We start from the raw sequence: 12,736 nt of genomic DNA on the forward strand, positions 1-12,736 counted from the left end.
AAGAACGACTTACTCCCGCTCCGCGCCCGACGACGGACCTTTCATAATTCCGCGCTCCGACGACCGGATAAAGTTAACAATCTCGTCGCGCTCGTCGGAAGGGGGCAATTCAAGTTCAATCCGCGTCAGGGCTTCAGAGTTATTCAGCCCGCGCATATAGATATAGCGGTAGATTTCCTGAATCTGATTGATCTGGTGGTTATCGAACCCCCGCCGGCGCAGGCCAATGGAGTTGATGCCCGTGTACGACAGCGGTTCGCGGGCGGCCTTCGTGAACGGCGGTACATCCTTGCGAACCAGCGAGCCGCCCGAAATCATGGCGTGCGCCCCGATTTTAACCCACTGATGCACCGAACTCGATCCGCCGATAATTGCCCAATCGCCCATGTGCACGTGGCCAGCCATCTGCACATTATTGATGACCAGACAGTTGTCGCCAATCCGGCAGTCATGCGCCACGTGGGCGTAGGCCATAATCAGGCAGCCGGCGCCTATTTCGGTTTTCCAGTGCTCTTCGGTCCCCCGGCTGATGGTCGCATACTCCCGGATGGTGGTATTGTCGCCAATGATCGTTCGGGTGTACTCGTTCTTGAATTTCAGATCCTGCGGAGTCGATGAGATGACGGCGCCGGGATAAATCTTGCAGTTCCGACCAATGCGGGCGCCTTCATTGATGACTGCATGCGAACCTATCCATGTCCCTTCGGCAATCTCAACGTCTTTATGAATGATGGCGAACGGTTCGACCACCACATTCTGAGCGATCTTTGCTTCGGGATGAATATACGCTAATGGTTGAATCATTATGGGATTGTCATTAATGATCATTATCAGTCATTTATAGCCATTTGTTGCAACCGGGAATGACAACGTAATGACAAAGGATGACAATAAATGACTATTTTTTCTTTACCAGGCTGGCAATCATGTCGGCTTCGCAAACGAGGTTTGTGTTAACGTAGCCCCGGCCCTGCATCTTCACGATACCGCGCTTCATGGGCGAGGTAAACTCACATTTAAAGATTACCGTATCGCCGGGTAAAACGTTGCGTCGAAACCGGCAGTTTTCGATACCAATCAGGTAAGGCCAGTAATTTTCGGGGTCGGGCACGGTGCTCAGCACCAGAATTCCGCCCGTCTGGGCCATGGCTTCAAGCTGCATAACGCCCGGCATGACGGGATTTCCGGGGAAGTGGCCCGGAAAGAACGGCTCGTTCATCGTTACGTTCTTGAGACCCACCACGCTGTTCTCGTCCAGGGCAATGATTTTATCAATCATCTGGAAGGGGTAGCGGTGCGGCAGCAGCTGCGAGATGCGGTTAATATCCAGCACGGGCGGCTGCTTCGGGTCGTACTGCGGCACCTGGTTAGCCGCGTTTTTCTGAATCAGCTTCTTGATCTTCTTGGCGAAGGCTACGTTGGCCGCGTGGCCGGGCCGGGCCGCCAGAATCTGCGCTTTAATCGGTCGCCCGATCAGCGCCAGATCCCCCACCATATCGAGCAGCTTATGGCGGGCCATCTCGTTGGGGTAGTGCAGCTGCAGGTTGTTCAGGATGCCTTCCTGCTTGTTAACGCTCACCTTCGGCTTGTGCAGCAGATCAGCCAGGTAATCCAGTTCACCATCGTTCACCTCGCGGTCCACGATCACAATGGCATTGGTCAGGTCGCCCCCTTTAATCAAGTTCTGCTTATAGAGTGCTTCCAGCTCGTGCAGAAACACAAACGTCCGGCAGTTGGCAATCTGTTCGGGAAACTGACTGATATCGTTCAGGTAAGCGTGCTGGCTGCTTATAACTCGTGAGTTATAATCCACCATCACCGTCAGCCGATAATCGTTGAGCGGCAGCGCGGCCAGTTCAATATCTTTTTCCGGATTGCGGTAGTGAACGTACTCGTTCACCTCAAAATAATTACGCTGGGCATTCTGTTCTTCGATCCCGGCTTCGCGCAGGGCATCAATGAACTGAATCGAAGACCCGTCGAGGATTGGTGGCTCGGGACCGTCCAGCTGAATCAGGATATTGTCGAGCTGCAGGCCAACCAGGGCAGCCAGCGTATGTTCGACTGTATGGACCCGGGCTCCGCTCTGCTCAAGAGTGGTGCCCCGGGAGAGATCAACGACGTTGTCAACATCAGCATCCACGATGGGTTGGCCCGGCAGGTCAATGCGCTGAAATTTATACCCGTGATTAGTCGGGGCAGGCAGGAACGTCATCGTAGCCGAGACACCTGTATGCAGCCCTACGCCCGAAACGGAAACCGCTTTTTGAATCGTCTGTTGCTTTGTATTCATTTACAGTGGATCTGAGGTCCGTGGTAACTGCGTTTATGTTATTGACGACGCACCGCGAACAACAACCTATTTATCTTTTGTCTTTTCCAGCTCAGCGAGCCGCATCTTTTCCAGGTCCGATACCCGGCGCTCCAAGCTCGGCAGCCGCCGAAAAACAGCCAGCGAACGCATGCTCTCCGACAGATTGAAGGCAGGCGAACTGTTCAGGGAAGTGCCTTCTTCCGTCACATTCTTCCCTACCCCCGACTGCGCGCCGACCTTCGTGCCGTTGGCAATGGTCAGGTGGCCCGCAAAGCCTACCTGACCGGCAATAACGCAGTTCTCCCCAATTTTGGTTGAACCCGAAATACCCGTCTGGGCAGCAATAACCGTGTTTTTTCCAATCTCGACATTATGACCAATCTGAATTAGGTTGTCTAGTTTAACCCCCTGTCGTATGATCGTTGAGCCCATTGTAGCGCAGTCAATCGTCGTACTGGCACCTACATTCACAAAATCTTCGAGGATCACGTTCCCCAGTTGCGGAATCGTTTTATAGGTACCGTCGGGCTGGGGCGCAAAGCCAAACCCTTCGCTGCCGATCACCGCGTTTGGGTGAATGACGCAGTACTGGCCAATAACGCAGTTATTCAGAACGCGGGCGCCGGGATGAAGGATCGTGTTATCGCCAATGCAGACATTATCACCGACATAGGCGTGGGGATAGATTTTGACGTTGTGACCGATGCGGCAGTTTCGCCCGATATAGGAAAAAGCGCCCCGGTACACGTGCTCGCCAAACTGACTGCCATCGCCCGCAAAGGCTGGCTGCTCAACGCCAACCCGGGTAAAATTCATGCGCTGGTAGTACTCTTCCAGCAGTCGTGTGAACGCCGAATAGGAATTTTCTACAAAGATGAGCGCCGGCGAAACCGGTTTCTGCGGTCGGAATGACCGATTAACGATCACCGCAGAGGCCAGAGTCGTATAAAGATGCGACTCATATTTGGGGTTGGACAGAAACGAAATGTCGCCCGGGCGGCCTTCCTCTATCTTGGCTAAATTCCTGATCGCCAACGTATCGTTCCCTTCGACCTCTCCTCCCAGCAGTGCGGCAATCTGCTTGACTGTAAACTCCATATATGTATGACGGCCATCAAAAAACATCCGTCAGAATCAGATATTTTGGGCGCTAAGGTAGGCAACAAATTGCACTTTTCGTATAAAATCACCGGGAAATAGTCCGCCAGCTGGGTTGTTTTCTGATCCACATCCGACTAACCCGCCATCTTACCGGCTCGCCGACTCACCCACCGATTCCAGTTCCTTCGCCCAGCATACGTAATACCGGCGCACGATATTGGTCAGCACATGAACATTCGACAGGTCCGACGCATCGGCGATGTCAATTACTTTCCCACTTTTCAGCTTAATATTAATGCGCTCTTTAGAGGGTAGATAAGCGGCATTGGTGGCCTGCCCTTCAACCAGGAAATAGGACAACGCTTCGTCGGGCAGCCCCGTCCGGCGCAGCTGCCGTTCGAGTTCGGTCAGGAGCTCGCCCGCAAACGGTTCCGTCGAAAGCAGGATTTTAAACAGCCGCCGGTCGAGCAGCATCCGGCAGAGGGTCGACAGCACCCAGTCGTCCTGCAACGCCCATTGTTTGATGCACGACCAGATATCGTAGTCGTCCAGTTCAGTAAACGCGTTCAGGTACTGGCGGTCGGACCGAAAGGCATCGAACGTAACGCTCTCCCGCAGAAACAGCCGGAACGTAGCCGGAGCATACACACCGGCAGCCGACGCCCCCCCCAGGTCCCCCTCCTGCCGGATCAGGAACCTTGCCCGACGCAGGATCTGCACGAGCATGGACTCGCAGCAAATCGACGTTTTATGCAGATACACCTGCCAGTACATCAGCCGCCGGGCGTTCAGAAAGTTCTCGACGCTCAGAATCCCCTTCGCTTCGACCACCAGCTGATCGTCGGCCAGATCGAGCATTTTGATGATTCGCTCAGCGCCTATGGCACCTTCGGCTACGCCCGTGTAATAGCCGTCGCGATTCAGATAATCCATACGGTCCATATCGAGCTGACTGGAGATGAGCTGATGAAAAAAAGGTCGCTCATAACTGCCCTCAAACATCCGGATGGCCAGCGTCAGCCGCCCGTTGAACTGCTGGTTCAGTTCGTGCATGAGCAGCAGTGAAACCTGTTCGTGGTGAACATTCTCCAGCAAACAGCACTCCAGCACGTGCGAAAACGGTCCGTGACCAACGTCATGCAGCAGAATAGCAATCTGGGCGGCTTCGCATTCGGCATCGGTAATGAAGTGACCTTTGCTCTGGAGTGTACTCATGGCCTGCCCCATCAGGTGCATAGCCCCCAGCGCGTGGTGAAACCGCGTGTGCAGCGCGCCCGGATACACGTACTCCGACAAACCTAGTTGCTTGATGCGCCGGAGCCGCTGAAAAAACGGGTGCTCAACCAGATCGTACAGCAGCTCGGTTGGGATGGTGATGAACCCGTAGACCGGATCATTCAGGATTTTCTTCTTGTTAGGCGCTGGCATTGAGCAAATGTAGCAGACTGGATTACAGCAGTAAACCCGATTTAACGTGAAAAATCCCACTGATACTGGATTTCTGTCCGAAAAATCTGTAATTTTGCATTGCTTAACCTGAGCAATCAGGCAGCAAAGGGCTTGTAACTCAGTTGGTTAGAGTGCCTGACTCATCGAAGTATTGTTCTTTGACATTGTGAAAAATTAGACTCAACGCTCTTATCCGAGACTCAATTTCTTAGTTATGAGCCGATTGTGTGTAGTTTGCCGGGAACCGATTAATGGTCAGAAGCAAAAGTATTGTGGTAACACATGCAAGCAGAAGGATCATTACCATCGGGTAAAAGCGCAGACGAATACCTATCATTCGCAAACAATCAGATCACTTGACCGAAAGGTGAAGCTGATTCAGTTATTTGTCGGGCGATGTAATCGCTGTGGCTATTCGGCAAACGTAGCAGCACTGCATTTTCATCATACTGATTCGTATCAAAAGTTGTTCAAACTGGATTCCCGTATTCTTTCTAATAAGAAATAGAGTTCAATCATTGACGAAGCTTCAAAGTGCGAATTGTTGTGTTCAAACTGTCATGCTGAAGTACACAATCCTGAGTTATCCTTTCACAATGTGCAACGAATAGTCGCTGGTGCCTCCCGTGAGAAATCACAGGATGAGCAGGGGGTTAATTCAGGGAAACCTTAACGGCAGTTTTTCAGAACTGTGCTGCTGGCAATCCTGAGCCAAATTAGGTGAATGGTTTTTGAACGGTCCGCCGTTCTGGTAGCCTAAACGGTGCAGAGACTAAGAAGTGAGGAGACCGACCAATACGCTTCTACAAACGCCCCCCGCCCTAACGATTAATCGGTACTGAACCGGTTAGACGAGGGTGATGAGATAGTCCAACTACTTTGGGAAACCAAAGGAAAGTGAATCAGTAAGTCCCAGGTTCGAGTCCTGGCTGGCCCACCAAAACACCTCCCCAGGGAGGTGTTTTGTTTTTCTGTTATCTCTCCAGACAATACATCTCGTTTCCCCGCCCATCGGCTACAACACAGGAAAGCAGTTTTCAGACAGGATGTCAACAAGCCATGACCGTGCGGTCACCGTTGCACCAGTACATTCGGAAACGCTTTCAGTTGAACCGATTTTTTCGTCAGCAGTGTTCTTTTGGCTTTTTTGTGACGGCGGCCCCACCAGATCAGGAAGCCTGTAACGGGCAGGCTGGCCGCAATCAGGCTGGCCAGAAACGCAATTATCTTGCCGGGCAGGCCCAGAATAGCGCCAACGTGCACATCATAATTCAGGCGGGCAATTTTGTCGGCTATAGTCAGCGTTTCGTCGAATCGGTTGTAAAGGTGCTTAACCGGAATTTCTTTCAGCGTGTACTGATCGTAATACCGGTGATCGCCTTTCCAGAACGTGCTGGCATCGGGATTCGTGCTGATCGCGATGGATGAGGTTGCAGTTTCCGGATAATGCACTTCTACCGTTTCGGCCATAGGTGTGTGGATCGTCGTCTGGTACCAAAGCCGATCCACGACGGGCGCTCCCGGCGCTACCGGCTGTTTAGGGATAATTGAAGTCGGTTCGTAATAAGCTACCTGCGATTCTCCGCCGGACGTAAGCCAGTACACCGACCTGGCAAACCACTGGAACCCCCACACCAGGCCCGTAAAAGCCAGTAGCAATAACACACTGGTTACGTAAAAACCCAGCACGTTATGCAGATCGTAGTTTCGTCGTTTCCAGGAGGCCTGCCACTTAACAGAGAAGCGCTGTTTGCGGGCGGCTCTGTTCTTCGGCCACCACAACACCATCCCCGAAAGAAGCAGTACCACAAAAATTAGGGTCGACGACGCCACAATGGGCTGACCAATCGCAGGAGGCAGCCAAAGGTAGTAGTGTCCCTGCAGTACCTGGTAGAAGAAGTCATGGCTCATGTCCTGCACATGAAGCACTTTTCCTGAATACGGATTGACGTAAGCCAGATAATAGTAGGTCGGTTCGTAGTGGTAATACGATAGAATAGCAGCCCGACCGCCGGTCCGGTAAGTAACGCTGTGCAGGCTCTTTCCGGGTAATAGCTGATGGGCAATAGCCTGCATCTGCGACGGAGAAAGTACGGGCCGGGCTTCAGTTGGTACGTACCGGTACGACTGTGTCAGGTCTTCGATCTCTGTTTTGAAGGCATACAGACAACCCGTTACGGCAACAATAAACACGACCAGTCCAGATGCCAGGCCGAGCCAGAGATGAATTTTACCAACCGCTTTCTTCACGTTCATACCGAAATGGGTTGATCAGTATTTGATAAATTGGATAACTGATAGCCGGATGATGTGTCTACCAGTTATCCAATTCCTGTACTGTCGTTCTTAAAACGTATAGGTTACGTTCCCTACGAAGCTGCGTAGCTTCTGCGGGTTCATGGTCGTGTACCCAATCCAGTAGCGCTGGTTGGTAAAGTTATCGACTTTAACCGACAGACGAATTTTCTTAAGATCATAAAACGCCGAGGCATTCAGCACGGTATAGGCTGGCAGGGTAAATACGCCCTGGCTGACGCTGTTCTGAATTTTATTATCGCTGGCGTAATTCCCACCAATCCCAAAACCTAATCCGTTAATCAGATAACCGGGCAGTCGGTAACTCACCCACAGGTTAGCCAGATAAGGTGATGAGGCCGTGGTAGGACGCCGACCGTTCACATCTTCGGATGCCCGCACAAGGCGCGAGTCGTTGTAGCTGAAACCACCCACGATATTCAGGCCTTGAACCGGATTGGCCACGACATCCAGTTCAACGCCCCTGCTCGTCTGGCTACCGTCCTGGGTCTGGGCAAAGCGGGCAGCCGCCAGCGGGTTTGGATCGGTACGCAGGATATTTTTAACCTGAATATCGTAGTAACTGATGGTTGTGGTTAAACGCCCGCCAAATGTGTTCAGTTTCACCCCGGCCTCAAACTGGTTGGCTTGCTCCAGTTTGGCAAACCGCTGGGTCAGGCTGTCGGCATCCGTTACGTCATACGCGTTGTACACCCCTCGGTTGTTGAAACTATTCTGGTAATTGGCAAACAGCGACACCTTGTCCTTAACCGGCTGATACACCAGCCCGAACTTTGGCGAAAAAGCCGTTTGCTGATAACCCGCTACGGCGGCTCCTTCTGTTCCTCCTTTGTTGTTGAAGTGATCGACCCGCAGCGCAGCCAGTATACTTAGCTTATCGGTCAGGTTCAGCACATCAGAAACAAAGGCACTCGACGTCTCGCGGATGCCCGTAACCGGGTAAGTAAAGTCCGGCGCCTTGCTGGCGTAAAGCGCGGTCAGGGCAGCGCCGTTGAACTTGCTGTAGTCAAAGTCTGCAGCAATAGGCACCGTATCGAACGTACTCCCGAAGAATAACTGGTTGGCGTTTACGTGCAGATAGTCGAGCCCCAGCACAATCCGGTTACGCAGGCTGCCCAAGTGAAAATCACCGTTGAACAACTGCTGCACTTCAAACACATCGTTGGTGCTGTTACGTGTCGACTGGTCGGCCCGGACAAGATTGTTTACGCCCGGCGTAGTGCCCGGAATGATGTAAAAGTAAGGGCCGAATCCGTTTGAAAAACTATGGCTCGAACTGATGTTGGTCGATGACGTAAACGAGGGCGAAATCTGGTAATTCACCTGACCAAACAGGTTGGTACTGCGCGACTGCTGCGTCAGGCCGCTGCCCATGTAAGAGTTGCGGTAATCAATGGCGAGCTGATCGGCCCGGGTTGCGCCGAGCGTGTAGCCCGGAACGTAGAAGAAGAGAATCTGCTTGCCCACGTTCTCGGAGCGGTACATCTCGGCGTCGAGCCGAATGGACAGCCTCTCGCTGGGCCTGAACGACAAGCTGGGTGCCAGCGCAACATTCCGGCCGAAGCCTACCGTTTGAAAGGTGCCCTGGTGTGTGAAGGCGGTATTGACCCGCAACAACAGGTTGCGATTTTTGGTCAGCGGGGCATTCACGTCGGCGCTGACCCGCTGAAAATCGTAGTTACCTGCCGATACAGCCACTTCGCCCCCGAAGGTTTCATAAGGTTTCTTGGTTACCCGGTTGATCAGCCCGCCGTAGGACGTCAGCGCGCTGCCAAACAGCGTAGCCGATGGTCCTTTGATTGTTTCCAGTTTTTCGAGATTAACGGCGTCTATGTCGCTCGTTACGTTACCGGCCAGCCCGTTCCGCAATTGGCTCTGCACAATAAAACCGCGGGTGTTGTAGTATCCCCCGCCATCGCCCGCGCGTCCGGTGGCTTCCCACATCCGCTGAACACCGGGAGCGTTGCGCAGGGCATCGTCCACCGAGAAAACCAGCTGCTCCTTCAGTAATTCCTTGCCGACACTGTTATATACCTGCGGGTTTTCCAGGTTCTTGAGCGGCATCTTGGAAACGTAATCGCCTGAGGTTCTGGCAAACCGATTGGTCAGGCTTCCGCTAACAATCACCTCCTGCAATTGAGCCGTATTCTCGGCCAGCACAAAATCGAGGCTTGCGTTCTCGCCCTGCCCCAGCGTAATGACTTTTTCGGCTGTTTTCAGACCCACGGCCGACACCTGCACAGTGTACGTACCCGCCTTAACCCGGCTAAGGGTGTATGCCCCTTTATCGTTAGTGATGGCCCCCTGGCTTTTTCCTTTCAAACTGACGGTAACAGCCTCAGCCGGGTTACCGTCCGACGTAGTTACGTTTCCCTGCAACGTTGCTACCGGCTGAGCCTGTGCAGCCAGGGGAAGGAAGCAGCCTATGAATACGTATAATTTTATGAATCGTCGCATGAATTTGACTTCCGTTGATTTCTGACTGCAAAACAAGTCATGGATTACGGCGCATCAAAATTATTTGTAATTATTCTAAATAAACTTTATTTCTGCTTAACACTTTAATTGTCTTATCTACTTTTTTAGGTATAAAATGCAATTGTTTAGACGCACGAAAGCCGGGCAGCCAATCCGGATGATTAGCGGCCCGGCTTTTTTTACAACGCGTCTGCAAGAGGCAGATAGATTGAAAAGGTTGCGCCTTCGTTGGGACGGCCTTCGGCCAGGATATACCCGGAGTGATTTTCAACTACTTTTTTAACAATCGCCAGTCCGATACCCGTACCCGGATACTTTCCCCGGCCATGTAATCGCTGAAACGCCCCGAAAATTCGTTCGGCCTCAGTTGAATCGAAGCCAATTCCATTATCGATTACCTGAACAAGGCCATACATCGCATGGCTGGTATGCCTGTCTACATTCGTCGGCAGCTGCTGTCGGGCTACGGTCTGGCTGCGGATCTGAATATGCGGTCGGATGCCGGGCCGGGTAAATTTCAGCGCGTTGGTAAGTACGTTCTGGAAAAGCTGCGCTAACTGCGTCGCATCGCCGGGCACCACAAAAAGCTCATCTACCTCAACGCGGGCCTGTTTTTCCTGGATAGCCATGTCCAGCACTGATAATACCTCGCCGACAACCCTGCTCAACGGCTGCGGCTGCAGCGCCTGTAATTTTGTCGTCAGGCGGGAATAGGCCAGCAGATCATGTATCAGCATCGACATCCGGGTTGAGGCTGATTCCATCCGGTCAATCAGGTCGGCGCCTTCGTCACCCAGCGCCGTTGCATAAGTCTTTTTCAGAATATTGCCGAATGAGGTAATCTTCCGCAGGGGTTCCTGCAAATCGTGGGAGGCTACGTAAGCAAACTCCTGCAGATTCTCATTCGAGCGTCTCAGTTCGTCGACGAGTTTACGCTGGCGTTCCTCCAGCAGCTTGGTTTCGGTGATGTCCGTGAACGAAACGACCAGGTTATTCGCGTTGATTCGATTGGACGTAAAATCATACCAGCCTTCCATCCGGTCGCAGTACAGTTTCAATTGTTTCCGAATCGGGTTGCCAGTCGTGAGGGCATAGACATTCTGAGGGAAGGAGCCTTCAGTTCTTGACGATGGGAACAACGTAAGCAGCGTGTTTCCGATCAGTTCATCCAGGGGAACATTGTTGATGCGGGATGCCGCCTGATTAGCCAGCAGGTAGCGGAAATCAAGTATTTCGCCCTGGTCATCACGCATCGCTTCGAGCAGAATAATTCCATTGAGGGAAGCATCCAGAACGCCTTTAAGCTGCTGGGCATATTTTTCGGCCTTTTCGGCGATCCGTCGCCCTTCGGAAACATCGACATAGGTTACGACCAGACCATCTTCCATCTTCTGAGCCGATATTTTCATCCACTCCTGAATGTGCTGGTACTCGTAATAAAAGTCCGTGACCAGCGGCTCGCCGGTTTCGACAACCTTAACGTATTGGGCAAACAGGCCCTGCTCCCGGCTGAAGGGATACAGAGTCAGCAGGTTTGACCCGGTCCCGTCGTAGCCAACCGTCCGGATCATATTCTGCCGACCAGCCTCATTACTGCGGGCAATCCGGAAGTCAACAATTTCACCGGCTTCGTTCCGGATGGATTCGGCCAGATAGATAAAGCTGTCGGAGTTGTTGAGAATCGTTTCCAGCGTTTGGGACTGAGTCTCAACCTCTTTAAGCGTGCGCTTATAGGAAGTTATATCTTTACCGATCGACACAAACCCATCGAGTACCTTACTGGCCGATACGTCCAGCCAGCGGGTAATGCCGTCTTCCTGTCCGGTCAGAATCCGCTCCATTCGCAGCGGCATACCGGTTTCAACCAGCCGTCTGTACTGATCGAACAGGTCCGGCGTCGTTTCAAGCGCTTTAAATGGCGTTTGTCGTATGCCGTCTTTCGACAATCCGCTCAGTTGACCGGAAACATCACTGCATAACACCCCCCTGAAATCGGTGATGCCGCCTGACTCATCCCGAACGCACTGGTATACGGTTATGTAATCCTGGGTGCTCTGCATGATTGCGTCCAGCAGAGCCGCCTGCTCTTCCACCTGTTGCTTGGCCCGGTAGGTTTCGGTTGTCCGGTTAAAGGTCAGCAGCAGCTGATGCCCAAACCGGGAAGCGGCTATATCAAACGCCGTGTCGAGACCTTTATAATAGTGCTCTGCCCGAAAGGGCGGGTCCCCTTCCATAACCCCTTTATAGCGCGCAAAGAGGCCACTTGTTTTACTCTCCGGATTCCATTCGGATAGCAGCTGACCAACCGGAATTCCATCCTGATACCATGTCGACAGGTGACTATCCGTATCATACAGGGCAGCCAGGCGAAAATCCACGAGCTGGTTCTGCGAATCAACAACCGGGTCCAGCACAGCCACCGCCAGGTGATTGATGGCCAGTATGTGTCTGCCCAAAGCCGTCGGCAGAGCTTCCGTTTCCCGGGCTGCCTGCAGACGGATTGTCAGCCAGTCGCCTAACGGATTTATCTCGTAGCCAATCCGTTTAGTTGACTGGGTCAAATAGCCAAGGGTACTCTCGCCGGTCTGCCGGGTGCAGGCCAGATGCGTATATAAGGTTTGGTCAGGCAGTATCTGAGCCAGGAGCGTTCCCGTTGCGGGTGCGCTGTCGAGCCCAAGCAGGGTTAAGGCAGATGGATTGAGAAACCCCAGCTCGACTGCTGATGGCTCGTTTTCGTCGTCTAAACGACAAACAACCATAGCATCCGAAGCATGTCGAAAGAGTTGCTCAAGGACGGATACAGAAATAGACATTCACCTTGCTTAATTTGGCCGAAAATTAGCGAATAAATATACGGCTTACATGACTAACCCAAAAGTTAGAACGTTAGGGTTTACGCAGCTCTTTAAGAGACTGCAGCTGCAGCCGGAAAAATTGCGTCTAACGGTTCCGGATAGTCGGGGCTCAGGAAATTAATTCGCGTATGTTTGTAGGTTACTTTGTCCTGCGCCCGTTATAACCAACAGGCGTTTAGTAAACCCTGGCCCTACAACGTACTACCAGTAAACTATTCAGCGT

At 52.4% G+C, this 12,736-nt stretch carries 7 protein-coding genes; all 7 read right to left on the reverse strand.

Annotated elements, in window-relative coordinates:
- Positions 1 to 9 precede the first annotated feature (9 nt).
- The gene (gene lpxA, locus HNV11_RS18100; RefSeq protein ID WP_171740997.1) at positions 10 to 804 is read right to left on the reverse strand and encodes an acyl-ACP--UDP-N-acetylglucosamine O-acyltransferase; all 795 of its coding nucleotides are present in this window, start codon (positions 802 to 804) and stop codon (positions 10 to 12) included.
- A 94-nt stretch (positions 805 to 898) separates the two neighbouring features.
- Positions 899 to 2,293 carry a bifunctional UDP-3-O-[3-hydroxymyristoyl] N-acetylglucosamine deacetylase/3-hydroxyacyl-ACP dehydratase gene (locus HNV11_RS18105; RefSeq protein ID WP_171740998.1) on the reverse strand — a complete coding sequence of 465 codons (1,395 nt, stop codon included), beginning with the start codon at positions 2,291 to 2,293 and terminating at the stop codon, positions 899 to 901.
- 66 nt (positions 2,294 to 2,359) lie between these two features.
- Positions 2,360 to 3,412, reverse strand: coding sequence for a UDP-3-O-(3-hydroxymyristoyl)glucosamine N-acyltransferase (gene lpxD, locus HNV11_RS18110; protein WP_171740999.1), 1,053 nt, complete (start codon positions 3,410 to 3,412; stop codon positions 2,360 to 2,362).
- A gap of 150 nt (positions 3,413 to 3,562) precedes the next feature.
- Positions 3,563 to 4,843 carry an HD domain-containing protein gene (locus HNV11_RS18115; RefSeq protein WP_171741000.1) on the reverse strand — a complete coding sequence of 427 codons (1,281 nt, stop codon included), beginning with the start codon at positions 4,841 to 4,843 and terminating at the stop codon, positions 3,563 to 3,565.
- 1,092 nt (positions 4,844 to 5,935) lie between these two features.
- Positions 5,936 to 7,120 (reverse strand): PepSY-associated TM helix domain-containing protein, encoded by a 1,185-nt coding sequence (locus HNV11_RS18120; RefSeq protein ID WP_171741001.1) that lies wholly within the window; start codon positions 7,118 to 7,120, stop codon positions 5,936 to 5,938.
- A gap of 90 nt (positions 7,121 to 7,210) precedes the next feature.
- Complete coding sequence (locus tag HNV11_RS18125; protein WP_171741002.1) at positions 7,211 to 9,637, reverse strand: TonB-dependent receptor; 2,427 nt, start codon at positions 9,635 to 9,637, stop codon at positions 7,211 to 7,213.
- Positions 9,638 to 9,837: 200 nt separating this feature from the next.
- Positions 9,838 to 12,471: an ATP-binding protein gene (locus HNV11_RS18130; RefSeq protein WP_171741003.1), complete on the reverse strand. Its 2,634-nt coding sequence runs from the start codon at positions 12,469 to 12,471 to the stop codon at positions 9,838 to 9,840.
- Between the last annotated feature and the right edge of the window lie 265 nt (positions 12,472 to 12,736).

Origin of the sequence: Spirosoma taeanense, from assembly GCF_013127955.1 — a bacterium.
In the GTDB taxonomy this organism is placed as follows: domain Bacteria; phylum Bacteroidota; class Bacteroidia; order Cytophagales; family Spirosomataceae; genus Spirosoma; species Spirosoma taeanense.

Excerpts from the sequence above, each read along its gene's own strand:
- lpxA (WP_171740997.1), bottom strand. The coding sequence starts at position 804 with ATGATTCAACCATTAGCGTATATTCATCCCGAAGCAAAGATCGCTCAG.
- HNV11_RS18105 (WP_171740998.1), bottom strand. The coding sequence starts at position 2,293 with ATGAATACAAAGCAACAGACGATTCAAAAAGCGGTTTCCGTTTCGGGC.
- lpxD (WP_171740999.1), bottom strand. The coding sequence starts at position 3,412 with ATGGAGTTTACAGTCAAGCAGATTGCCGCACTGCTGGGAGGAGAGGTC.
- HNV11_RS18115 (WP_171741000.1), bottom strand. The coding sequence starts at position 4,843 with ATGCCAGCGCCTAACAAGAAGAAAATCCTGAATGATCCGGTCTACGGG.
- HNV11_RS18120 (WP_171741001.1), bottom strand. The coding sequence starts at position 7,120 with ATGAACGTGAAGAAAGCGGTTGGTAAAATTCATCTCTGGCTCGGCCTG.
- HNV11_RS18125 (WP_171741002.1), bottom strand. The coding sequence starts at position 9,637 with ATGCGACGATTCATAAAATTATACGTATTCATAGGCTGCTTCCTTCCC.
- HNV11_RS18130 (WP_171741003.1), bottom strand. The coding sequence starts at position 12,471 with ATGTCTATTTCTGTATCCGTCCTTGAGCAACTCTTTCGACATGCTTCG.